Source organism: Alteromonas sp. W364, assembly GCF_031846205.1.
In the GTDB taxonomy this organism is placed as follows: Bacteria; Pseudomonadota; Gammaproteobacteria; order Enterobacterales; family Alteromonadaceae; genus Glaciecola; species Glaciecola blandensis.
This window is the reverse complement of sequence record NZ_JAVRID010000007.1, coordinates 174,233-196,648: the sequence shown is the minus strand read 5'-3', so window position 1 is coordinate 196,648 and position 22,416 is coordinate 174,233. Positions and strand designations below refer to the sequence as shown.

Here is a 22,416-nt window from a genome sequence, read left to right as displayed (position 1 = left end):
GTTAGCTTATACATACTACTTTAATTATTGAGTCGGTCACTAGTATTGATTATCTTTTATACTAAAGTTGACAATAAATCCGATAAGCATACGTTATACTAATGTTAAATGAAATGAAACGGTTTCGTTCTCGGTCTTATCCGCAAATGTCCTTTTAGTATATTCGCGAAGGGTCGATAAAATAATATGCAAGGATGCATGGGCAGTTATATCAGTATCGAAAGGTGACCATGTTTAATTTTTGCAGTTCTCCTCAATCTAGTCCTCGCACATACGATGAGCGTATACGTGCCTGAAAAAATACTCAACTCCCAAATTCAATCACTTGAGCGTGCCCTCGAACGAGAAAGAAGTGCGAGAAAGAACGCTGAAGACTTACTTCGTCAAAAAGCGATGGAAGTTTACGAGTTGAATGAGCGCCTGAATGTATCAACTGAACGTTTACGTCTTTCTCTTTGGGCAGGCAACGAGGCCGTATGGGAGTGGAATGCGCGGGAAGAATTGTTTCGTTTATATACGGCGATCACTGAAGATGAAGTGAAAATTCAGGAGCGAGGTTCACTAAAAGAAACTATTCGCGAACTGCACCCAGACTACCAGCAAGGCTTTCTTGACACTTGGGCCGCACACGAAAATCAGGAAAGTGAATATTTCAAATATAAAGCGCTGAGGATGTCTAAATCTAGGGGCGCTTATCGTTGGGTCTCAATGCGGGGACGCATTACTAAAAGAGACGAGCACGGAAAAGCAAAACACTTCATTGGTTTGTTCAGAGATATTCACCGCTCTGAACTTCGCAAAGAAACTTACAATACAATTGTTAGTGCATTCCTTCATTCCACAAGACCTGGTTTTATCGTTAATTTAAAAAGCAGGCATATTGAGTGCAATGATTTATGCCTTAAGATTATCGATGTCGATAAAACGAATGCTAAGCAGCAAGATCTCAATGCAATATTACCTATAGAAGCGGTAATGAGTGCAATTGTTCAAGGCGAGATAAAATTCCCAGCTCAAATTAAATTGCTTGATGGTAGCAACGAAAGTGTCGGTATTTACCTATCAGAAATACCGGATCTAAACCAAGCCGACCCTCATGTCGTTGCTTTTTTCTCCCAAGCTCCCAATTAATAATATAATTTCACCGGACCTAGACCTCATAACTTCGCTGATTAGACCAGTAATTTGCTGAATCTTTGCGGCGATCTGTGTATATTCCCCCTATAAAGTAAATATTGTGTGAACTCGACGGCTACTTTAGGCCGACGTTCAGCATTTTTAGCAAAAAATGCAGTTTAATGGCAAAATGAGAGCTAGTTCACCGAAATTATAAGCATTTTAATGAATATATTAGTTTTAAATGGACCCAACCTAAACTTGTTGGGTAAACGCGAGCCGGAAGTTTATGGCTCCATGACGCTAGAGAATATCATCAGTGACCTTCGTCGCTACGCTGAGAGTGTGGATGTTGAATTAACTCACTTTCAATCGAATGCTGAACACGAGTTGATCGAGAAGATTCAAAATGTGCTCATCGATTCTTTGCCCATTCACGGCATTATCATCAACCCAGCGGCCTTCACACATACCAGTGTCGCCATCAGAGATGCTTTATTAGCGCTTAACTTACCTATCATTGAAGTGCATTTATCGAACGTGCATGCAAGAGAGTCTTTTCGTCAGCATTCCTACATCTCGGATATCGCCGATGGTGTGATTGTCGGGCTTGGCCATTTGGGCTACCGTTTTGCTGTTGACGCTTTAGTTTCGAAATACACGACAAAAAATAATTAATTTAATACACAACAAATTAAAAAGAGACAAATCATGGACATTAGAAAAATTAAAAAACTCATTGAGCTTGTTGAAGAATCAGGCATCGCTGAACTAGAAATCACTGAAGGTGAAGAGTCGGTAAGAATTCATCGTGGTGGATCCAGCGCCAACATTCAATATGCACCGCAGATGATGCAAGCGCCAGCTCCAGCACCGGCAGCAGCACCTGCACCGGCCGCTGCTCCTGTAGCTGAAGTTGCTGCAGCGCCAAGTGGGCATGTCGTTAAGTCGCCAATGGTAGGAACTTTCTACCGCTCTTCATCACCAGAAGCGAAAGCTTTTGTTGAAATTGGTCAAAGCGTCAAAGTAGGCGATACCCTATGTATTGTTGAAGCAATGAAAATGATGAATCAGATTGAAGCTGACAAAGCCGGTGTCATCAAAGAAATCTTGGTAGATAACCAAGAACCTGTAGAGTTTGACCAACCGATGTTCGTGATCGAATAAGGCGGCTACCATGCTTGATAAAGTACTTATTGCCAACCGAGGCGAAATTGCACTGCGGATCTTACGCGCATGCAAAGAGCTAGGCATAAAAACAGTCGCTGTGCATTCAACAGCAGACAAAAACTTAAAACACGTATTATTGGCCGACGAGTCTATTTGTATTGGTAATGCACCAGCAAATGAAAGCTACCTCAATATTCCGCGTATTATTGCAGCAGCAGAGGTGACGAATTCAATTGCGATTCACCCTGGATACGGGTTCTTAGCTGAGAGCGCGGAATTTGCAGAAGCAGTTGAGAAAAGTGGTTTCGTTTTCATCGGCCCTACAGCGGAAACAATCAACTTAATGGGCGATAAAGTATCCGCTATCGCCGCCATGAGAAAAGCCGGTGTTCCTTGTGTACCGGGCTCAGACGGCCCATTAGGCGACGACTTAGAAAAGAATAAGGCAATTGCCAAGCGAATTGGTTATCCGATGATCGTAAAGGCAGCTGGCGGTGGTGGCGGTCGCGGTATGCGAGTGGTACGCAGCGAAGCAGAGCTGGATGAAGCGGTTCGCACAACCAAAGCAGAAGCTGGCGCAGCGTTTAATAACGACGTTGTATACATGGAAAAGTTCTTAGAGAATCCTCGCCATGTTGAAATTCAAGTCCTAGCCGATGGTCAAGGTAACGCAATTCATTTAGGTGAACGCGATTGCTCAATGCAACGTCGTCACCAGAAAGTAGTTGAGGAAGCGCCAGCTCCGGGAATTTCTCAGCAAATGCGCGAGAAAATTGGAGAACGTTGTCGTAGAGCATGTATCGAAATTAACTACCGTGGTGCTGGCACATTTGAGTTTTTATACGAAAATGGCGAGTTCTATTTCATCGAAATGAATACTCGTATTCAAGTTGAGCATCCAGTGTCAGAAATGATCACAGGTGTAGACTTAATCAAAGAGCAATTGCGTATTGCTGCAGGTCAGCCCTTATCAATTGAGCAGTCGCAGATTCAAATCCGTGGTCATGCCATTGAGTGTCGTATTAATGCTGAGGATCCTCAAACCTTTATACCCTGTGCAGGGAAGATCAATATGTTCCATGCACCAGGCGGTTTAGGTGTTCGCTGGGAATCTCATATTTATTCTGGCTACACCGTGCCTCCCTATTATGATTCAATGATTGGTAAACTGATTACTTATGGCGAAAGCCGTGATGAAGCGATTGCTAGAATGAGACATGCGCTGAGCGAGTTAGTGGTTGAAGGGATAAAAACGAACGTTCCTCTACAGCAACTGATAATGGCGGATGAAAATTTCTTTAACGGTGGAACAAATATCCATTACTTAGAGAAAAAACTCGGTTTGAGTAAATAATCAGTCAGTCGCTTTTGATTAGCACTCAAAAATGCCCCTTTTCGGGGCATTTTTGTTTTTTGACTCGACGCTGTTGTTTGTAGGAATGTGTGTAGAAATGTTTGTAGAAACGTGCATAGAAAAAAGTGCGCTTAAAAGGCAAAGTTTGCGTATGTATGTTTTTATCAAATTCTAGGATAACTTATGTTTGGCCTATTCAAATCTAACCCGAGCAAAAAACTGCGTAAAACCTACGACATGAAACTTGAACAGGCAATGCATGCCCAACGCAAAGGTGACATCAAAACCTATTCAATGTTGACCGCTGAAGCTGAAAAAATCTGGGCGGAAATCCAAGAAATAGAAGGCAAAGAAAAATAATAGAGTACAACTCGACTCCACTAACCCTCTGGCTAAAAAACTGACGATCAATAAAGTCTTTGACTTATGTCTGCTCAGTAATCATATTTATTCATTAACTTTTGTTCTACATTCAAGCAAACCGCTAGGAAGCCAATATGAAACGTTTACCTATAATCATTGCTATTGTGTTCACTTTTACCAGCACGAGTCTTTTTGCGGAAACCCCGACCAGCAATGACCCACAGATGAGTATCACCTCACACAAAGGCAAGTTTAACGGCCAAAGTGTTAGTTACAATGTGCATGCCGGCGATACACATTTAGTTGACAAGGAAGGCAAGCCGAAAGCCTCTATATTTAGCACAGCCTATTTCAAAACCAATACAAAAAATAGCGAAAATCGACCTCTAATTTTTGTATTCAACGGCGGTCCTGGTAGTTCAAGCGTGTGGTTACATATGGGTGTATTTGGTCCCAAATTAGTCAATTTGCCAAGCGATGCTCAAGCAGTCAGTGCCGCGTCCTTTTCAATGAAAAGTAATCCCCATAGCTTGTTGGATGTTGCTGATATGGTGTTTATTGACCCGGTAGGCACTGGCTATTCAAAAGCCTTGGGAGAATATGAGGGTAAAGACTTCTGGGGAGTCAAAGAAGACGCCGTTGTAATGTCGGAATTCGTCCGATACTTCATTACACAGCATGAACGCTGGAATAGCCCAAAGTACTTAGCGGGTGAGAGCTATGGTACAACGCGCGCGGGAGCAATGGTGGCAGAGTTGCAAGAAGGTTGGGGATCCATTGACTTGAATGGCGTGTTTTTGATTTCTTCTATTGTCGACTTTCAAACTGGTGACTTCACCGACGGTAATGACATTCCTTACATGACCTTCTTACCAACATACGCAGCAACTGCTTGGTATCACGACGCACTACCTAACAAAGATAGCTGGCCTTCGTTGGAAGCCTTCTTGGATGAAGTGAGAGATTTTGCCCTTAATCAATACACCACATTCCTCTTCAAAGGTGCCTTAGCCACAGAAGCGGAAAACAACTTAGTGTTGGAACAGCTACATAAATATACTGGCTTGAGTCGCACCTATCTCAAAAATACTAATTTGAGGATTAACGAATTTTACTTCATGAAAGAGCTTTTACGTGATAGAGGACAAGTCGTTGGCCGCTTAGATAGCCGCTATTTAGGCACAGAGCGAAATAACGTGGAGGCTCGCTTTGACGCTGACCCCTCAGGTTACGCTATCGATGGCGCATATACTGCAGTAATGCAAAACTATCTTGCCAAAGACCTGAAAGTAAAACGTTTAGAACCCTACAACATTTTGAGCAGCGAAGTATTTGGAAATTGGAATTGGCTATATGGTGGTAGCCCTCGTCAACAGGGTTTCTTGAATGTAACGCCATACTTAGCCACTGCACAGCATCAAAATAAAGATTTCCGAATCTTTGTAGCAAATGGTTACTATGATCTCGCCACGCCCTTCTTTGCGACCGAGCATTCGATGAATCATCATGGAATAATGAAAGAAAAAGTTACAATGAAGTATTACCAAGCGGGTCATATGATGTATATTCACCATCCTTCGCTGAAGCAGCTAGCGGATGACATGCGAGAATTTGTAGAACAAGGCAAAAACTGAGTAACTAAAACCTATGGCGTGGCAACAATTAAAAATTAATGTGAAGGCAGAATATGCTGAATCTGTGGGCGATATGTTGTCCGCAAACAGAGCGCAAGCCGTGACTTTTGTGGACGCTAAAGACACGCCCATGTACGAGCCAAAACCGGGAGAGGTACTACTTTGGCCAGATACTCAGGTAGTTGGCCTGTTTGACGCCAACGATGACTTAGGGCCTGTCATTAAACGTTTAGAAAATGCAAAGACTTTAGGTAAAGGTTTTATACACGTCATTGATCAGTTGGAAGACAAGGATTGGGAACGCGAGTGGATGGAAAATTTTCATCCCATGCAGTTTGGCGACAGACTTTGGATTTGTCCGAGTTGGCGAGACGTACCAGATCCCAATGCAGTGAATATTTTGCTAGACCCCGGGCTTGCTTTTGGTACAGGTACACACCCGACAACGTCTTTATGCTTAAAATGGTTGGATCGTACGCAAGTAGATGGCCTCACCGTGGTCGACTTTGGTTGTGGTTCAGGTATTTTAGCTATCGCTGCATTGAAGCTTGAAGCGAAAAAGGTCATCGGTATTGATATTGATCCTCAAGCGTTACAGGCGAGCATGGACAATGCTCAGCGCAATGGCGTAGAAGACCGATTGGCTGTATATTTACCCTCAGACCAACCAACTCTGCAAGCTGATATTGTGATGGCGAATATATTGGCTGGTCCTTTAAAAGATCTAAACAATGTGATCAGTGCATATTGTAAACCCGGCGGTAAATTGATTATGTCGGGTATTTTAGTAGAACAAGCCGAAGAAGTGGAAAAAGCCTATGCTTCTGAGTTTGTTTTTGACCCTATTGAAATTGATGGTGAGTGGGTCAGATTAACTGCAAAAAAGTCTTTATAAGGTAAAAACTTAGTTTAAAATAGGGGCTTCTTAAACAGTTAAGATGGCGTGTTTATTCAGTTTTCAAGCATTATTTTTTTTCATTTTGCATTTTCTTTGTAAACTATTGACACAAATCAGAATATTTTTTCAATCGTTCACTAATCGCGCAATCTGATTAAAATTTAGGCTTTCTATTTGTTCGAAAAATAAGTAGTATGTCGGTGTTTTGAGCCATGTCGGACCAGTATTACTGAGGTAGTAGTGTTTTAGTAGCAGTGTTGAGGTAGTAAGTGCGAATTGGGAAATACGAGTTAGAGAACAATTTGATGCTTGCGCCGATGGCTGGTGTTACTGACCGACCAACGAGACAATTGTGTAAATCAATGGGCGCTGGATTAGTCGTTTCTGAAATGCTGTCTAGTAACCCAAGCGTTTGGAATACACAGAAGTCGCAATTACGCATGAACCACGAAGGAGAATCGGGCATTCGCTCTGTTCAAATTGCTGGTTCCGAGCCAGAGTTAATGGCTCAAGCTGCGCAGTTCAATGTCGATAACGGTGCGCAAATCATCGATATCAACATGGGTTGTCCAGCAAAGAAAGTCAATAAGAAGCTAGCGGGTTCAGCACTGCTGCAACAACCCAAATTGGTTGAGGACATTGTGAAAGCGGTGGTCAACGCAGTAGATGTACCTGTTACTTTGAAAATTCGTACGGGGTGGGACACTGATAATCGAAATGGTGTCCAGATTGCTCAGATTGCGCAAGCAAATGGCATTCAATCACTGGCAGTGCATGGAAGAACGCGAGCCTGTATGTATAAAGGAAAAGCGGAATACGAGACAATTCGTCGTATCAAGAATTGTATCGATATTCCGGTCATCGCAAACGGCGATATTCTCACCGTTGATGACGCGGTAAATGTGTTAAAGGTAACCGGTGCGGACGGTGTCATGATTGGTCGCGGAGCCCAAGGTAACCCTTGGATATTTCGTGAAATCAATCACTATCTTGCTACTGGTGAATATTTATCTAAACCAAGTTTAAGTGAGATCTTGTCAGTGCTGACACAACATGTCAGAAATGTTCAGGCGTTTTACGGAGACCCTATGGGTGCTCGTATTGCACGAAAACATGTCGCTTGGTATGTGGAAAAGTATGATGTTGACCGAACATTCCGCCGAATTTTTAACGCTATCGACTGCGGCGAAAGCCAAATTGAAGCTTTAGAATCGTTTTTTTCATCGTTGTCTGACAATACTAATTTAGTGTCGCCAGCAGCTTAGTTTTAATCTTTTTATAAGAGCAATAAGAGTATTATGTTCGATCAAAATCTAACGTCACCTTTTACGACTACGGTAACTACACCAACACAAGCGCAAACTCAGAAGCCATTAAGAGCATCTGTGAAGCAAGCGGTAAACAAATATCTAAAGGAACTAGATAACCAAGACATCGATAATTTATACGACTTGGTTCTTGCTGAAATTGAAGCGCCTTTATTGGAAGAAGTCATGACATATACTCGTGGCAACCAGACTCGTGCGGCTAACTTAATGGGTATCAACCGTGGTACTTTACGTAAGAAGCTTAAGCAATATGGTATGAACTAAGATTCATTACTTAGTGTTGCAGTAGTGGTTCATCAAGATCCATTACAACCAATAAGAAAAGGCGAACCTAGGTTCGCCTTTTTTATTGCTACTCTAAACGGTCAGAGGGCTTATTTTCGGAAGTAACCTTCAAATCGCAATTTTACATTTTCGTACGTGTTTACGGCAGCTTCAAAATTTTCTTCGTAGGTAGGAATTAAGTCAATCAGTTCAACCATTCGATATTCTAATTCATCAATTTGTTGGCGTAACTCTAGGCGTTCAGCGCGCACCAAGCCATCAGCTATCATCAAATCATTTTTATCCGCGATAACTTCTTCAAAGTTTTCAATCCGCATATACAAGCTATCTAGCGCACCTTCCGCACTGTTCATCGCTCGCTGGGAGGTATACAAAATTTTGCCATCAGCCATACCTTCGAGAAATCCGCTTGCCAGCGAATCTGGGCAATTTCGATTGTAGGTATTTCCTTTGGTGCCCAAGAAAAAACCGTTTGTTTTAGTACAATATTTTTTTGTACCTTCATTGTGACCTGCCAAGTACTTTTGTAAATCAGGCGTAATACCATGCTTTGAACATTCCTGACGATGTTGAGCAATTTGTGAATCGCGGTAGCCAGAAACACCATCTTCATAACCTATTGCTTCCCAGTCAGCCGTTTCACAATCAGCTTGACTCATGTTTGCACAAGCAGATAACAATAGCATTAGCACCGTTAATGCAAGTAGAGAGAATATGTGTGAGGGTTTCATGTCTATTCCTATCATGTGGTTCGATCCATATCGTTCGTCAGTTAATTGGGCGAGCTAAATACCTCTTGTCCCTTATCGTAAGCCTTTATAACAGCAAAGCGCAAAATAGCCTAGTTAGAGATTACAACTTCCTACTTCCATGCGCTAACTTATGCAAACCTAGCTTAACCTTCACTGAATAAAGTTCACTTTTTAGGTGCTAAAATGACCAAAAGTTGCTATTATCCGCGCCCATCCAAAGTCCCTTCGATTTAAAAGCCCGTGTTTGCAAAAGTGCAGCGTTTTCGCTCAAAAAGCTCAAGCAACACGAACAACTGTAGAGAACGAAATGCAAAAAGCTAAACCCATTCAAAGAGCACTATTGAGCGTGTCAGACAAAACTGGAATCGTAGAATTTGCCACCGCCCTATCCAATCAAGGCATAGAATTATTATCGACTGGCGGCACTGCAAAACTGCTTCGTGAAAATGGGATAGCCGTCAAGGATGTATCTGAACACACGGGCCAAGCAGAAATCATGGATGGTAGAGTGAAAACGCTACACCCTAAAATTCACGGTGGTATTTTAGGTCGTCGCGATCTTGACCAAGCGGTCATGGCAGAACAAGCTATTGCCCCCATCGACCTCGTTGTCGTTAACCTATATCCATTTGCTGCGACTGTTGCAAACCCAGATTGTAGTTTAGAAGACGCCGTTGAAAACATTGATATTGGCGGGCCAACAATGGTGAGAGCAGCTGCCAAAAATCATAATGACGTTACCATTATTGTTAACGCTGACGATTACTCAAAGGTTATGCAAGAAATGCATGACAACGGCGGTAGCGTTACCTTTGCGACTCGCTTCGATTTAGCGATTAAAGCCTTTGAGCATACCGCAGAGTACGATGGCATGATCGCCAATTATTTTGGTGCCAAAATTGAAACTGTCAGTCAAAACTGTGCCGAAGATTGTGAACACACTCACAGTGAATTCCCACGTACTTTCAATGTTCAAATGACAAAGAAGCAAGATTTGCGCTATGGTGAAAACAGTCACCAAGAAGCCGCTTTTTATGTTGAAAACTCAATTCAAGAAGCCTCCGTTGCTACAGCAGAACAGTTGCAAGGCAAAGAACTTTCATTCAATAACATTGCCGATACTGACTCAGCGCTTGAGTGTGTGAAGGAATTTGAGCAAGCCGCATGTGTTATTGTCAAACATGCCAACCCTTGTGGTGTTGCTATTGCCGACAACATTTTAAATGCCTATGAAAAGGCCTACAAAACTGACCCCACTTCTGCATTTGGAGGCATTATCGCGTTCAACCGTGAACTCGATGCCGCGACAGCACAAGCGATTATCGATCGTCAATTTGTCGAAGTCATCATTGCGCCAAGTGTCAGTAAAGAGGCTCAAGAAGTTGTTTCGGCCAAACAAAATGTGCGTTTGTTAGCATGTGGCGAGTGGCAGGGTCAATTGACCGAAGGTTACGACTTTAAACGCGTCAATGGCGGCTTATTAGTACAAGAGCGTGATTTTGGTATGGTTGAAAAAGAAGACCTAACCGTGGTCTCAGAGGTACAGCCAACAGAACAACAATTAGAAGACTTGTTGTTCACATGGAAAGTGGCAAAGTATGTGAAATCAAACGCCATAGTGTATTGCCGCGATGGCATGACAATAGGAGTGGGCGCTGGACAAATGAGTCGCGTTTACTCAGCAAAAGTGGCGGGTATCAAAGCTGCTGACGAAGGCTTAGAAGTTGAGGGCTGCGTCATGGCCTCAGATGCTTTCTTCCCATTTAGAGATGGTATAGATGCCGCAGCTGCTGCTGGTATTAAAGCAGTTATTCAACCTGGTGGTTCAATGCGTGATAACGAAGTGATTGCTGCGGCGAATGAGCATGGCATTGCGATGGTATTCACCGGAATGAGGCATTTCAAACATTAAGAAGTGTTAGAGTTCATGTGTGTCGTTATTCAGCGCGGCACATATGCTTTAGCTGTTTGACATTACAACGAAAAAATAGAGAACGTAAATGAAAGTATTGGTAATTGGTGGTGGCGGTAGAGAGCATGCTTTAGCCTTTAAAGCAGCAGATTCAAAATTGGTGACAGAGGTATTTGTTGCACCTGGGAACGCAGGAACAGCCCTAGAACCAAAATTGAAGAATGTCGATATTGCAGCTGAAGATTCCCAAACCCTGCTCGAGTTTGCTAACTCTGAACGAATCGGGTTAACCATTGTTGGACCTGAAGCACCCCTAGTAGATGGCATTGTTGACCTATTCCAAGCGAACAACCTTGTTATCTTTGGTCCAAGCAAAGGAGCCGCACAACTTGAAGGCTCTAAAGCATTCACAAAAGACTTCCTAGCACGTCACGAAATACCAACAGCAGACTACGCCAATTTTAGTGAAATAGACCCCGCTATCGCTTACGTACGTGAGAAAGGTGCACCTATCGTAGTAAAAGCAGACGGCTTGGCTGCGGGTAAAGGCGTTATTGTTGCCATGACATTAGCTGAAGCCGAAGATGCGATCAAAGATATGCTCGCCGGAAATGCCTTCGGTGATGCAGGTAGCAGAGTGGTTATTGAGGAGTTTTTGGAAGGCGAAGAAGCTAGCTTTATCGTCATGGTCGATGGTAAAAATATTCTGCCATTTGCTACCAGTCAAGATCACAAACGTGCATTTGATAAGGACCAAGGTCCGAATACTGGCGGCATGGGAGCATATTCTCCCGCTCCCGTTGTTACCCCAGCAGTCTACGAGCGTATTATGCAAGAAGTGATTAAACCCACAGTGCAAGGTATGGCTGACGAAGGGCATCCATATACAGGCTTCTTATACGCTGGATTAATGATTAATGAACAAGGCACACCAAAAGTTATCGAATACAACTGTCGCTTTGGTGATCCTGAAACTCAGCCGATTATGATGCGTCTGAAATCAGATCTTGTTGGTTTGTGCATGTTAGCGCAAAACCAGCAACTTGATACCGCAAATATTGAATTCGATACTCGCGCTGCCGTAGGCGTTGTGTTGGCTGCCGGCGGTTATCCCGGTAGTTACGCGAAAGGCGATGAAATTTTTGGCTTGGCTGAAGCCGCCAAGTTGCCGGGCAAAGTATTTCATGCAGGCACAGTCTTAGACGGCGACAAAGTCCTCACCAACGGTGGACGGGTGTTATGCGCTACTGGCTTAGGCGAAACGGTGACAGAAGCTCAACAAAATGCCTATGCTTTAGTAGACGCAATTGATTGGCAGGGAGTGATGATAAGAACGGATATTGCCTACCGTGCGATTGCTCGCGAGCAAGAAGCAAACTGAAAAACACCTTGACCCACCACGCTGGGTTGCTTATAACTAGGGTAATTCAATTACCCTAGAAGCTTATGTCTGTAAAACACCCTATTATAGCAATCACCGGTTCTTCTGGCGCCGGCACGACGACCACGACTAATGCAATTAGGCATATATTTCGGAACTTAGAAATAAATGCGGCCTCTGTAGGCGGCGACAGCTTCCACCGTTTTACCCGGCCTGAAATGGAGGTAGAAATACGCAAAGCGCAAGAACAAGGTCGCCACATTAGCTACTTTGGTCCTCATGCAAACGATTTTGAACTGCTATCTAAACTATTTGTTGAATATGGTGATTCAGGCAAAGGGCAGTTTCGTCAGTATCTTCATACTTTTGATGAAGCCGTTCCTTTCAACCAAATGCCCGGCACGTTTACGCCATGGCAAGACTTACCAGAAAGTACCGATTTATTGTTCTACGAGGGCTTACATGGTGGCGTCGAAACTGATGAAGTCGACGTTGCTTCACATGTCGATCTCTTGGTTGGTATGGTGCCGATTGTAAACTTAGAGTGGATTCAGAAGATTGTTCGCGATACTACTGACAGAGGTCATTCTCGTGATGCCGTCATGAGCAGTATTGTTCGAAGTCTTGACGATTATTTTCACTACATCACACCACAATTCTCACGTACACACGTAAATTTCCAACGAGTACCAACTGTCGATACCTCTAATCCATTCAGTGCCAGAGAGATACCCACTCAAGACGAAAGTTTTGTGGTTGTTCGCTTCCGTCGCGAAATGAAAAATGTCGATTATCCCTATCTATTGAAGATGATAGATGGTGCTTTCATGTCTCGCGTTAACACCATCGTTGTACCCGGCGGAAAAATGGGTTTAGCCATGGAATTGATACTCACTCCACTCATTGAAGAACTTTTAGATAAAAAACGCAGAGCGGGTTATCAAATGGATTGGCTGGCTGAGAAAAAAGACTAAAATTAAACATTCGTTTTGACAATGACTTAGCTTATTTTTTGAACGCAGAGCGACATTTTGTATTGTATAAAAATATCAGAATGCTATCTTGTACGCGTAGTGAAGAAAAACAGCTAATTTGTTGATTGCGTGAGTTAGCTGTACCGCCGTTTATCGGCGGTTTTTTTTTGCCTAAAATATAACTGTCACTCCCACGCCAAACATAACCGTCACTCCCACCCCAAACATAACCGTCACTCCCACGCAAAATATAACCGTCACTCCCACGCAAAATATAACCGTCACTCCCACGCAGGTGGGAGCCAAAAAGATTACCGCCTGCGCGGCAATGACGGTGGATCACACCCCAAGTAGTGACGGTGGATCACACCCCAAGTAGTGACGATGGATCACACCCCACGTAGTGACGATGAATCACACCCCAAACATAACCGTCACTCCCACGCAGGTGGGAGCCAAAATGACACTCTTTGTAACAATCCTATTTTATTCACTACTTTTCGACGGTACATCTTTCACTTATGATAGTCTTAGTCAAAATGTAGCTTAGGAAAGCAAATGGGTCAGGAAACCTCAAAAATCTTAGTTGTTGATGACGACATGCGACTTCGCTCGTTACTCGAGCGCTATCTTGTAGAGCAAGGTTATCAAGTACGCACAGCTGCAAATTCAGAGCAAATGGATAGGTTGCTGGAACGTGAAAACTTTCACTTAATGGTGCTAGATTTGATGTTGCCTGATGAGGACGGCTTGTCCATATGTCGGCGCCTACGCCAGCAGGAAAATCAAATCCCTATCATTATGCTAACCGCTAAAGGCGACGAGGTTGATCGTATCATCGGATTAGAAATGGGTGCGGATGATTATCTCCCTAAACCATTCAATCCGAGAGAGCTTTTGGCGCGGGCCAAGGCAGTTCTGCGACGCAAAACAAACGAAGCGCCAGGTGCGCCCTCTCAGTCAGAACAAATCGTTAGTTTCGGTACTTATAAACTCAATTTAGCCACTCGTGAAATGTCAGATGATGGCAAACCGCTTACGCTCACTAGCGGTGAGTTTGCGGTGCTTAAGTCACTCGTGACTCATGCAAGAGAACCCTTATCGCGCGACAAATTAATGAACCTCGCGCGTGGTCGAGATTACAGTGCACTTGAACGAAGTATTGATGTTCAAGTATCTCGACTTCGACGCATGTTGGAAGAAGATCCAGCGAATCCACGTTACATTCAAACCGTATGGGGCTTAGGCTATGTGTTCGTACCCGATGGCGAACTAGATAACTAAATAAAGTGAGCTTTCTCCCTAAGAATACTTTTGGTCAAACGGTCCTGCTCATTGCAGGCCTTTTGCTGATTAATCAGATAGTCACTTACTATTCAGTGGTGACTTACTTCATCCGACCAAACTACCAACAAATAAACACCTTGGTCGCCACGCAAATTGATCAGATTTTTCTACAGAACATTCAGAATCCAGAAAGTGAATTGCACAATGCCTATATGGCGAAAACCGGTACACGATTCCACACTACGGAGTCAGCAATGCATGCTGGTTTGCGTGATGCAACGTATTACCATTTTATGTCTAAGGCTATTTCTGAGCGTTTGGGGGGCGACACCGATGTGCGAATTACGGGTGGTGAAAACTATCTTATTTGGATCAGACCACCTCAAGACCCAAGCATTTGGATTTCGATCCCGATGCAAGGCATAGAAGACTCTGATTTATCACCACTCACGATTTATTTAATTGTCATTAGTATTCTCAGTGTTGCAGGTGGTTGGTTATTTGTTCGACGTTTGAATAGACCACTGCAAGCGCTTCAAAAAGCCGCGCGCCAAGTAGGTAAAGGGCAATTCCCAGAGCCCCTGCCATTAGAAGGTAGTACGGAAATGGTCTCGGTGACAAATGCTTTTAACAAAATGTCGCAGGGGATCCATCAGCTTGAAAGCGACCGCGCTTTAATGACTGCGGGCATATCGCATGACCTTCGCACGCCACTTACTCGGATCCGTTTAGCCAGTGAAATGTTGCCTGACGACCAAGATTGGGTAAAAGATGGTATTGAGCACGACATTGAAGACATGAACGCGATTATCGACCAATTCATTGATTACGCTCGCCAAGACCAGCAAGAAGCGACTGAAAACGTCGATTTGAACAAACTTATTCAAGAGCTTGTTAACGGCCGTATAATGGAGCCTGATCACTATATTGAGCTTAATCTGGAACAACTTCCCAACGCGAAACTTCGTGTCGTGGGTATTAAGCGGGTGCTAGAAAACTTGATAGAAAATGCCTTCCGCTACGGTAGTGAAAATATCAGCATCAGCACTCAAGTTGATCATCAAACAAAATCGCTGATATGTAGCATTAAGGATTACGGCAAGGGCATTCCTGAGCATGAAATCCCCTTCTTGTTTGCCCCTTTTACTCAAGGTGATAAAGCTCGCGGTACGGTAGGCTCAGGACTGGGTTTAGCAATCAGCAAACGTATTGTTGAAAGTCATGGTGGGCGAATGCTGTTCAGCAACCATTCGTCGGGCGGCTTAAAAGCTGGTTTTAGCCTCCCTTACAGCATGTGATCTCAACTCTTAGTCTGCCACTAAAAGTAGTGCTACAAGCAACTTAGAATGACTCGTTAAAGACCCTGCTTGTAGAATTACAAAGTGTATTCATATATTCAGGCTGGTTGTAGATGCTCGTGTACATATCACCAGTGCCCTCATATGGCTCTAAGTTGTAGAATTCGTATGACCCGTCCTCTAAACGCACTCGCACTCTGCAATATTCACTGCCGGTATTCTTAATTATTTGGTATCCAGAGCCGTCCCAAACACCAGTAGTCCATTTGATGTCGCCAACAAAAGCTGTATCGCTTTGGTCCGGATAATATACCTGTTGGCCATTTTGTGAGGCTAGTGCATCGTTAAATGCTCTTAGTTCGCCAGTAGTGCAACCTTGTGTGGCTGCTAATAACAGGAGTATTGGTAAGAATTGAGTAGTACGCATCGCCGGTTCCAAGTGTTGAGTCTTCATCTATCTGAATAAATGCTTCATTTGTAAATATAACTTTACTAAAAGGGAATTTTCTTTCAAGGCGTTTATGGGCCAGAAAGGTATGAAGGCCAACCAATAGGTATCTGCAAGATATACGTTAGATAGAGCAATTGAACGAGTGGCTCTCTCTTATAATAAGCCGAACAAGCACGCGTTCTCTATTCAGCTGTGGCGCTAGGGTTTAATTGTTTAAAGCGTTCTGGAAACAGCTCTTCATAGCGAGACTCTAGTTTCTTCAGCACATTAGCAGCGTCAGGATAGCTGCCCCTGATGGATAGAACGAGCGGTATCTTTTCGAGCGAATAGGAACGTAAACTAGCTTGATAAGGTTTATCCAAATAAAACATGACCGGTTTTTCGTACGCCAAAAGATATGGCGCTCGGTTTTGGAGAAGCGCCTTAACAGCACTTGGGTGGTTCTCAGAATTGAAACGTTCAGCCCCCTCCAAAGCGCCTTCTTCTCTAAATATGCCACCGTAGCTATATCCTGCGATAGATATAATTGGCTTTCCACTTAGTTGAGAGAGCTGGTTAATGGGAGGTGTAGTTCCTTCTAACCAAAAAATAGACATATCTAATGTATCGAATACCTTATCGCCAAATATCAACTTATGAGACTGATCGTTTTTGAACGGTACGACCATGAGTAAGTCGATATCATCTGTAACAAGGCTTCTAAAAAGGCGTCGGTTTGGCCCATCAATGGGTGAGAACTCATAACCTGACTTTGCGACTACCGTTTCGATAATGCCGGTGACATCGCCAACTGCACGCCCACTCTTATCCGTAAAAGTGTAAGGAGCGAACTCAGAGTAACCAAATTTCAGTGATTTCGTTTCCGAACTCTGCATTGCCAAACAGTGAGAACTGAACATCAATAGGCCGACGTTTATGGCGCTGATTAACTTAGTAAATCGTCTCATCGTGTCGCTCCTCTACCAATTGGGGGCAAAGCCAGGATCAATTAGCCTTTGGCCAGTATCGAGTTTAGCAATAGCAGCCATATCTTCTGGCGTTAAACGCAGCTCGCTCGCCTCTAAATTTTCTTGTAAATGATCTTTGCTAGTAGAGGCAGGGATCGTAGCGATGTTTTGTTGTATCTGCCAAGCTAAGGCAATTTGGGCGACTGATTTATCGTACTTTTTTGCTAGCGCTTTCAGTACTTCATCATCTAAAATCTGTTTGTTACCTAATGGCATGTAACCTACAACATCTACACCATTGGTTTGGCAATAGTTCACTAGGTGCTGATTTTGAAAATACGGATGTACTTCGACTTGGTTGATCTCTATTGATTCTTTGCCAATGCAAGCAAAGGCTTGCTCTAACAACTGTGGCGTGAAGTTTGATACACCAATAGCCCGAGTCATTCCTTTAAACTTACAATTGTTTAGCTCGGTCATATAATCTTCCATCGCCACTTTGCCTTTGGGAGATGGCCAGTGAATCAGTAACAAGTCGACGTAGTCAGTTTGCAATTTCTCAAGACTCTTTTCAACGCTTGCCATGAACTTGTCTGGATGAAGATTATCTATCCACACTTTGGTGGTGATAAAAATATCTTCACGTTTAATTGATGAGTCAGCAATCGCTTGACCAACTTCTGCTTCATTGTCATAGATTTGAGCCGTGTCGATGTGTCGGAAGCCTAAATCAAGGGCATGATGAATAGCCTGAGTGAGCTGTGTACCACTAAGACGAAATGTACCGAGGCCCAATGAGGGCATTTGAAGATTGCTCATATTAGTCACTCCTTTTTGTAAATAACAATGAAGAGATGAAAGAACTATGCCAGAGTGAAGCTACTGATTCCTATGATAATTGTCTTTTAGCACTTAGCGTCTTTGTAATTTTTACGCATTCTCTTATGTACATTTTTCACATGAAAATATGACCTTTCATCAATCCATACCTGTATACTCCCTATTCACTTCAACTAGGAACGCTATGAAATATTCTTATGTACTTTTTGATGCCGACGAAACCTTATTTCGTTTCGACATCATGGCTGGATTGACCGCTCTTTTTGCCTCTTACGATATTATTTTTACTGAAGCTGATTATCATCATTATCAAAAGACGAACAAAAGTCTCTGGCTAGATTATCAGGACGGCAAAATCACGGCTGAACATCTACAAATTACTCGCTTCACAGAATGGTCAAAAAAGTTAAATGTACCCGCCAAAGAGCTGAATGATAAATTTCTGGATGCGATGGCTGAAATTTGCGTTCCCTTGCCCGGTGCCAGTTCATTGTTAAACAAGCTCCATAAAGTCGCTCGTTTAGGCATTATTACCAACGGCTTTGCTCGTATGCAGCGAAAACGCCTTGCGCATACCGGTTTTCAAGATTTTTTTGAATGGCTAGTCATATCTGAAATTGTTGGCACACCGAAGCCCGACATTGCCATTTTCGAACATACCTTTGAGCTAATGGGCCACCCCCCTAAAGAGGATATTCTAATGGTCGGTGATACCGCTTCGAGTGATATTTTAGGTGGTATGAATGCAGGTATTGATACTTGTTGGTTGCAGCACCCAGGAGAGGAACTGCCTGAAGGAATAAAACCAACTCACCAAGTGCGCACCTTAGCGGAGCTCGAGGCTTTGTTGGCTCTATAACAATTAACGTCGCTATTGAACGAAACGGCTATGCAATGGAGCTGCTAAGCAAAGGAGCTTTAGTTAGGCTCCTTTGTTCGGTAACGCCTTTTTACCCAGTACGAAAACGACAAAGGCTAACAAGCCTGCCAAAATACCTACCAAACCATTCAGCGCGATACCGGTAACAGAACCAACCAAATTTCCAATACTTGGATACACAGAAACGACTTCAATGGAATGCTCTACAATGTGATGTAGCGCAGGAATACCGTGTGCGATTATGCCTCCACCAACCAAAAACATGGCTGCAGTACCGACTATCGCTAGGGTCTTCATCAAAATTGGTGCGAAACGCAGAAGCGCTCGGCCACAGGCACGTTGAAGCTTGTCGAAGTTTCCGCTAAGCGATTTACGTAAGAGGTATAAACCAAAGTCATCGATTTTCACAATCAGGGCAACAAAGCCATAAACACCAACAGTGAAAACAATACTCATCAAAGACAGCACAGCAATTTGAGTGCTGAATGGCTCTGCCTGAACCGTTCCTAATATAATCACAATAATTTCGGCACTGAGCACAAAATCGGTCAGGATGGCCCCTTTAATTTTGTCTTTCTCAAGCTCAGCTAAATTAACGCTCGGATCAGCTAGCGCATTCAGTTTTTCTAAATGGGCTTGTTCTTCGGCATGTTTGTCTGCGGTAAATTTATGTAAAAGTTTTTCAATACCCTCAAAGCACAAGTAAAGGCCACCAGCAATTAATAGATAAGTGACTAACCAAGGCACAAAATAGCTGATCAAAAGCGCACTTGGCACCAAAATCAGCTTATTCAAAAAGGAACCTTTTGCTACCGCCCAAACAACGGGAAGCTCTCGTTCGGCTTTTACGCCTGACACTTGTTCGGCATTGAGCGCTAAGTCATCACCAAGTACGCCAGCAGTTTTCTTAGCTGCAACCTTGGACAGAATTGCCACGTCATCCAAAACGGTGGCGATATCATCTAACAATGTGAGTAAATTCGCGGCCGGAATAATCCTTCTCCTTTAAAACAGCAATTGTTTATTAGTGCTTACTATCGTCAGCTGGCATATTTTGCGAATGAATATTTTCAATATCGATAGCATCAAAGCGATATTCGGTATGGCAAAACTGACAGTTCATGACTACGGCACCTTCTTCTGCAACGATGCTCAGTAACTCACTTTTAGCAACATTTTGCAACGAAACAGCACTGCGCTGTCTAGAACAATCACAACTAAAAACAACTGGCTGTGGCTCGTACAGGCGCACCTTTTCTTCATGATATAAACGATGCAGTATTTGCTCAGTCGATAAATGGAAAAGCTCTTCGTTTTTCAACGTACTCATTAAGTGACCCAAGTGATCGAAGTCAGGGTTGTCGTGAGCCTGACTTGTTTCACTGGATTCAGGTATAACTTGTAGCAACATGCCACCAGCGAAGGCTGTCTCTTTTTCCCTGCTGGTTCTTAGGGAAACTTTAGTTAACAATTGCTCTGATTGTAAAAAATAATCTTCTAAACACTCGGCCAAGGTCGGTTTGTCGAGAGCAACGATACCTTGGTAACGTTCGCCTTCGTCGGGGGCTAAGGTAATTGCCAAATATCCTTTGCGAAACAATGCCGCAAATTCAGTGGGTAATTTTACTTTCTCATCCCAGCGAGCGACTCCGCGCAGTTTCTGGTCATGCGTACCGTTAATAACTGCATACTTTACCGAGCCCTCACTTTGAATCTGCATCGAAACTTCGCCTTCAAATTTCAGGGTAGCAGTCAGTAAACTTGCGGCAGCCATTAACTCGCCCAAGAGATCTTGAATGATTGGCGGGTAATGGTACGAATCTAAAATATGTTGATAGCTTTCTTGTAAACGCACAAGTTCGCCACGTACATTTCGTCCTTCAAATAGGAAACGGTCTAGTTGGTCTTGCTGAACGGTCATAATTCTCTTCTTAAATCGATGATATCTTCACTGGAGGGAAGATGTATTATTGGTGCTTGAACTTAATAATTTGGCGACGCTGCTTTTTATCAGGCCTTGCGTCTGGCCTTGGGCTATGAAAGGCACTCAGCTTTCTGGCTGCCGCATTCTTTTCTCTTAAAGCAATACTTTCAGGCGTTTCTTCATACATTAGTTGAGCCAATGCCGCGCCACGTCGTTGCCCATTTACCTCTTTCACAATCACGGTTTTTAGGTCAAAGCCGGCAGGAACCACAATGGTTGCGCCGAGTTCCACTACCTTGCTTGGTTTTGAACGCTGTTTATTATACTGAACCTTACCTGATTGCACCAATTCTCGTGCGATTGATCGCGTTTTACAAAACCTTGCAGCCCATAACCACTTATCGATGCGCACATCGTCTTTGTTATCTGCGGCGGTATTTTTTTGCTCTTTTTTTTGCTTCAATGCACTTTTCTGTTTTTTCATTGTCTCTTAATTATAAAATTTTAATTACATATGCTCTTTACTGTTGTTCACAGTAGCCTGACTAGTTATGATGGTCGACTCAGTGTGTTATCTTAGTAATTTAACTGACAAAATCATAGCTTGCTCTTAAAATTTAGCATTAGCGTAATAGCCAATTAACCACAGCAAAGAGAACATGACAGCAACCAATTTATCATTGCAACCTGCAACGAAGTTTTACAGTCAACACCAAAACAAAATCATCTTTGTTGTGGTCGTGTTGCTTGCATTGTATCTATTGGCCTTTGCAGCTGAACTCACTTGGCGAATGATTCCACAAGCTGATGTTAAATCTCAGAATTCGTTTCAAACAACAACAGGCAATTCTGGCCAACTATCATCACGATTTGATGTTGCACCACTGACCAAAATTAATTTATTTGGCAACCCTGAAGCAAAACCTGTCGCGGTGGTACAAACCGAAGTCACAGATGTACCAGAAACTAGCCTCAACTTAACATTGACTGGCGTTGTTTCTAGCACAAACCCTAAAGTGGGGGCGGCTATAGTAGAAAACAATGGTAAGCAAAATACCTATGGCATAGGTGATAAAATAGATGGGACTAACGCAACCTTAGATGAGATATTTGTCGACCGCGTTATTATAAAAAACCGTCTAAATCGTGAGACTCTCATGCTCGACGGTGTCGACTTCGATGAAGCTAATCAACGCAGACAACAGGCAATGCAAGAGCAGTCCTCTAACCAAGGCCAAGTAGTCGCAACCCCACAAGGTCCCGTTGAATTGAGAATGCCTGAGCGCCAAGGTGAAAGTGCCAGAGCATTGCGTGAAAAATTACGCGAATCACCTTCCAGTTTTACTGATTTCATTGCCATAAACCCACACGCACCAGATGGCGACCTCATTGGTTACCGAGTGTCTCCTGGAAAAGAACCCGCGTTCTTTAATGAAGTGGGCTTGAAAGCAGGCGATGTTATTACACAAATCAATGGGATCGACCTAACTGATCCGCAACAAGCATTTGAAGCAATAGCCATTCTCAGAGAAGCACAATCGTTACAATTGGAAGTGCTTAGAGGCGATGAGGCTTTGTCACTTGATATCGACATACCGTCGTCTGAAGAATAAACAAAAGGG

General features: G+C 43.3%; 23 protein-coding genes. 16 read left to right on the top strand and 7 right to left on the bottom strand.

Annotated features, from left to right (window positions below):
• The first annotated feature begins 288 nt into the window (after positions 1-288).
• From RM556_RS12935 to fis, 9 genes are all read left to right on the top strand, one after another.
• On the top strand, positions 289-1,131 hold the full coding sequence (locus RM556_RS12935) for a PAS domain-containing protein (protein WP_311374777.1): 843 nt from the start codon (positions 289-291) through the stop codon (positions 1,129-1,131).
• 210 nt (positions 1,132-1,341) lie between these two features.
• Positions 1,342-1,794, top strand: coding sequence for a type II 3-dehydroquinate dehydratase (gene aroQ / locus RM556_RS12930; protein ID WP_311374776.1), 453 nt, complete (start codon positions 1,342-1,344; stop codon positions 1,792-1,794).
• Positions 1,795-1,827: 33 nt separating this feature from the next.
• Positions 1,828-2,283 (top strand): acetyl-CoA carboxylase biotin carboxyl carrier protein, encoded by a 456-nt coding sequence (gene accB / locus RM556_RS12925; RefSeq protein ID WP_311362397.1) that lies wholly within the window; start codon positions 1,828-1,830, stop codon positions 2,281-2,283.
• 10 nt (positions 2,284-2,293) lie between these two features.
• On the top strand, positions 2,294-3,640 hold the full coding sequence (gene accC, locus RM556_RS12920) for an acetyl-CoA carboxylase biotin carboxylase subunit (protein WP_311362398.1): 1,347 nt from the start codon (positions 2,294-2,296) through the stop codon (positions 3,638-3,640).
• Positions 3,641-3,823: 183 nt separating this feature from the next.
• Positions 3,824-4,000: a DUF6435 family protein gene (locus tag RM556_RS12915; protein WP_311362399.1), complete on the top strand. Its 177-nt coding sequence runs from the start codon at positions 3,824-3,826 to the stop codon at positions 3,998-4,000.
• 137 nt (positions 4,001-4,137) lie between these two features.
• Positions 4,138-5,637 (top strand): S10 family serine carboxypeptidase-like protein, encoded by a 1,500-nt coding sequence (locus RM556_RS12910; RefSeq protein ID WP_311374775.1) that lies wholly within the window; start codon positions 4,138-4,140, stop codon positions 5,635-5,637.
• Between the two features lie 13 nt (positions 5,638-5,650).
• A complete protein-coding gene (gene prmA, locus RM556_RS12905; RefSeq protein ID WP_311362401.1) occupies positions 5,651-6,532 on the top strand; it encodes a 50S ribosomal protein L11 methyltransferase in 882 nt (293 codons plus the stop codon).
• Between the two features lie 272 nt (positions 6,533-6,804).
• A complete protein-coding gene (gene dusB / locus RM556_RS12900; protein WP_311362402.1) occupies positions 6,805-7,800 on the top strand; it encodes a tRNA dihydrouridine synthase DusB in 996 nt (331 codons plus the stop codon).
• A 33-nt stretch (positions 7,801-7,833) separates the two neighbouring features.
• Positions 7,834-8,127 (top strand): DNA-binding transcriptional regulator Fis, encoded by a 294-nt coding sequence (fis, locus tag RM556_RS12895; protein ID WP_014110420.1) that lies wholly within the window; start codon positions 7,834-7,836, stop codon positions 8,125-8,127.
• 110 nt (positions 8,128-8,237) lie between these two features.
• Here the strand turns inward: fis and RM556_RS12890 are convergent, their stop codons facing one another.
• On the bottom strand, positions 8,238-8,879 hold the full coding sequence (locus RM556_RS12890) for a DUF2799 domain-containing protein (RefSeq protein WP_311374774.1): 642 nt from the start codon (positions 8,877-8,879) through the stop codon (positions 8,238-8,240).
• Between the two features lie 328 nt (positions 8,880-9,207).
• On the opposite strand from RM556_RS12890, the gene purH reads away from it, so the two are divergent.
• The 5 genes from purH (at position 9,208) to envZ (ending at position 15,752) form a co-directional block, all read left to right on the top strand.
• Positions 9,208-10,812, top strand: a complete 1,605-nt coding sequence (purH, locus tag RM556_RS12885) for a bifunctional phosphoribosylaminoimidazolecarboxamide formyltransferase/IMP cyclohydrolase (RefSeq protein WP_311362404.1) — start codon at positions 9,208-9,210, stop codon at positions 10,810-10,812.
• 88 nt (positions 10,813-10,900) lie between these two features.
• Positions 10,901-12,193 (top strand): phosphoribosylamine--glycine ligase, encoded by a 1,293-nt coding sequence (gene purD, locus RM556_RS12880; RefSeq protein ID WP_311374773.1) that lies wholly within the window; start codon positions 10,901-10,903, stop codon positions 12,191-12,193.
• Positions 12,194-12,258: 65 nt separating this feature from the next.
• A complete protein-coding gene (locus RM556_RS12875) occupies positions 12,259-13,167 on the top strand; it encodes a phosphoribulokinase (RefSeq protein ID WP_311362406.1) in 909 nt (302 codons plus the stop codon).
• A gap of 558 nt (positions 13,168-13,725) precedes the next feature.
• The gene (gene ompR / locus RM556_RS12870) at positions 13,726-14,451 is read left to right on the top strand and encodes a two-component system response regulator OmpR (RefSeq protein ID WP_311362407.1); all 726 of its coding nucleotides are present in this window, start codon (positions 13,726-13,728) and stop codon (positions 14,449-14,451) included.
• Positions 14,452-14,456: 5 nt separating this feature from the next.
• On the top strand, positions 14,457-15,752 hold the full coding sequence (gene envZ / locus RM556_RS12865; RefSeq protein WP_311374772.1) for a two-component system sensor histidine kinase EnvZ: 1,296 nt from the start codon (positions 14,457-14,459) through the stop codon (positions 15,750-15,752).
• 43 nt (positions 15,753-15,795) lie between these two features.
• Here envZ and RM556_RS12860 read toward each other — a convergent pair whose 3' ends face one another.
• The 3 genes from RM556_RS12860 to dkgB form a co-directional block, all read right to left on the bottom strand.
• Complete coding sequence (locus RM556_RS12860) at positions 15,796-16,179, bottom strand: hypothetical protein (protein WP_311374771.1); 384 nt, start codon at positions 16,177-16,179, stop codon at positions 15,796-15,798.
• 206 nt (positions 16,180-16,385) lie between these two features.
• Positions 16,386-17,150 carry a transporter substrate-binding domain-containing protein gene (locus RM556_RS12855; protein ID WP_311374770.1) on the bottom strand — a complete coding sequence of 255 codons (765 nt, stop codon included), beginning with the start codon at positions 17,148-17,150 and terminating at the stop codon, positions 16,386-16,388.
• 12 nt (positions 17,151-17,162) lie between these two features.
• Positions 17,163-17,969: a 2,5-didehydrogluconate reductase DkgB gene (dkgB, locus tag RM556_RS12850; protein ID WP_311374769.1), complete on the bottom strand. Its 807-nt coding sequence runs from the start codon at positions 17,967-17,969 to the stop codon at positions 17,163-17,165.
• Positions 17,970-18,174: 205 nt separating this feature from the next.
• Here dkgB and yjjG point away from each other — a divergent pair, with 205 nt between their 5' ends.
• A complete protein-coding gene (gene yjjG, locus RM556_RS12845) occupies positions 18,175-18,849 on the top strand; it encodes a pyrimidine 5'-nucleotidase (RefSeq protein ID WP_311362412.1) in 675 nt (224 codons plus the stop codon).
• A 63-nt stretch (positions 18,850-18,912) separates the two neighbouring features.
• Here yjjG and RM556_RS12840 read toward each other — a convergent pair whose 3' ends face one another.
• The 3 genes from RM556_RS12840 to hslR are packed head-to-tail and all read right to left on the bottom strand — an operon-like array spanning position 18,913 to position 21,278.
• On the bottom strand, positions 18,913-19,863 hold the full coding sequence (locus RM556_RS12840) for a DUF808 domain-containing protein (RefSeq protein WP_311374809.1): 951 nt from the start codon (positions 19,861-19,863) through the stop codon (positions 18,913-18,915).
• A gap of 31 nt (positions 19,864-19,894) precedes the next feature.
• Positions 19,895-20,791 (bottom strand): Hsp33 family molecular chaperone HslO, encoded by an 897-nt coding sequence (hslO, locus tag RM556_RS12835; RefSeq protein WP_311362413.1) that lies wholly within the window; start codon positions 20,789-20,791, stop codon positions 19,895-19,897.
• A 46-nt stretch (positions 20,792-20,837) separates the two neighbouring features.
• On the bottom strand, positions 20,838-21,278 hold the full coding sequence (hslR, locus tag RM556_RS12830; RefSeq protein ID WP_311374768.1) for a ribosome-associated heat shock protein Hsp15: 441 nt from the start codon (positions 21,276-21,278) through the stop codon (positions 20,838-20,840).
• Positions 21,279-21,453: 175 nt separating this feature from the next.
• Here hslR and gspC point away from each other — a divergent pair, with 175 nt between their 5' ends.
• Complete coding sequence (gene gspC, locus RM556_RS12825; protein ID WP_311362415.1) at positions 21,454-22,407, top strand: type II secretion system protein GspC; 954 nt, start codon at positions 21,454-21,456, stop codon at positions 22,405-22,407.
• Positions 22,408-22,416: the final 9 nt, after the last annotated feature.

Excerpts from the sequence above, each read along its gene's own strand:
- RM556_RS12890 (WP_311374774.1), bottom strand. The coding sequence starts at position 8,879 with ATGAAACCCTCACACATATTCTCTCTACTTGCATTAACGGTGCTAATG.
- RM556_RS12860 (WP_311374771.1), bottom strand. The coding sequence starts at position 16,179 with ATGCGTACTACTCAATTCTTACCAATACTCCTGTTATTAGCAGCCACA.
- aroQ (WP_311374776.1), top strand. The coding sequence starts at position 1,342 with ATGAATATATTAGTTTTAAATGGACCCAACCTAAACTTGTTGGGTAAA.
- RM556_RS12875 (WP_311362406.1), top strand. The coding sequence starts at position 12,259 with ATGTCTGTAAAACACCCTATTATAGCAATCACCGGTTCTTCTGGCGCC.
- fis (WP_014110420.1), top strand. The coding sequence starts at position 7,834 with ATGTTCGATCAAAATCTAACGTCACCTTTTACGACTACGGTAACTACA.
- accC (WP_311362398.1), top strand. The coding sequence starts at position 2,294 with ATGCTTGATAAAGTACTTATTGCCAACCGAGGCGAAATTGCACTGCGG.
- accB (WP_311362397.1), top strand. The coding sequence starts at position 1,828 with ATGGACATTAGAAAAATTAAAAAACTCATTGAGCTTGTTGAAGAATCA.
- ompR (WP_311362407.1), top strand. The coding sequence starts at position 13,726 with ATGGGTCAGGAAACCTCAAAAATCTTAGTTGTTGATGACGACATGCGA.
- purD (WP_311374773.1), top strand. The coding sequence starts at position 10,901 with ATGAAAGTATTGGTAATTGGTGGTGGCGGTAGAGAGCATGCTTTAGCC.
- yjjG (WP_311362412.1), top strand. The coding sequence starts at position 18,175 with ATGAAATATTCTTATGTACTTTTTGATGCCGACGAAACCTTATTTCGT.
- RM556_RS12855 (WP_311374770.1), bottom strand. The coding sequence starts at position 17,150 with ATGAGACGATTTACTAAGTTAATCAGCGCCATAAACGTCGGCCTATTG.
- dkgB (WP_311374769.1), bottom strand. The coding sequence starts at position 17,969 with ATGAGCAATCTTCAAATGCCCTCATTGGGCCTCGGTACATTTCGTCTT.
- purH (WP_311362404.1), top strand. The coding sequence starts at position 9,208 with ATGCAAAAAGCTAAACCCATTCAAAGAGCACTATTGAGCGTGTCAGAC.
- prmA (WP_311362401.1), top strand. The coding sequence starts at position 5,651 with ATGGCGTGGCAACAATTAAAAATTAATGTGAAGGCAGAATATGCTGAA.
- gspC (WP_311362415.1), top strand. The coding sequence starts at position 21,454 with ATGACAGCAACCAATTTATCATTGCAACCTGCAACGAAGTTTTACAGT.
- RM556_RS12915 (WP_311362399.1), top strand. The coding sequence starts at position 3,824 with ATGTTTGGCCTATTCAAATCTAACCCGAGCAAAAAACTGCGTAAAACC.
- hslO (WP_311362413.1), bottom strand. The coding sequence starts at position 20,791 with ATGACCGTTCAGCAAGACCAACTAGACCGTTTCCTATTTGAAGGACGA.
- RM556_RS12910 (WP_311374775.1), top strand. The coding sequence starts at position 4,138 with ATGAAACGTTTACCTATAATCATTGCTATTGTGTTCACTTTTACCAGC.
- hslR (WP_311374768.1), bottom strand. The coding sequence starts at position 21,278 with ATGAAAAAACAGAAAAGTGCATTGAAGCAAAAAAAAGAGCAAAAAAAT.